Genomic DNA, 324 nt, shown 5'->3' on the forward strand with positions numbered 1-324 from the left:
GATCAGCCCTTGCCAGCTGCTTTCGAACTGCTGGTATTGCGTGAAGTCCCGGAAAAAGAGCTGGATCTGGCCAGCCGCCATGAAACTGCCCGCACGCTGACCAGCTGCGGCCAGTTGACCCATGGCATAATCCTGGCCTGATCCGTCACGAGAAAGCGTCAGCTGGAACTGGCGCACCCGCGCGTCCAGCAGAACGCCATCAATCCACAGATTGCCCCAGCCGGCGACAGGATCGATGACAAAGGCCGGCGCGGCTGGCTTGACCTCAGAGGCTGGCGTCGTCTCCAGACGGCGTTCGTCCCGGAAATTCACATCTGCGGTCAG

1 protein-coding gene is annotated in these 324 nt (G+C 61.4%); it reads right to left on the reverse strand.

Going from position 1 to position 324, the window contains the following annotated elements; genetic code table 11:
• Positions 1-324, reverse strand: a 324-nt coding sequence (locus JN414_RS16565) for a phage tail tube protein (RefSeq protein ID WP_237390147.1), incomplete at both ends; no start/stop codon positions are given.

The organism is Gluconobacter sp. Gdi (assembly GCF_014132155.1).
GTDB lineage: Bacteria > Pseudomonadota > Alphaproteobacteria > Acetobacterales > Acetobacteraceae > Gluconobacter.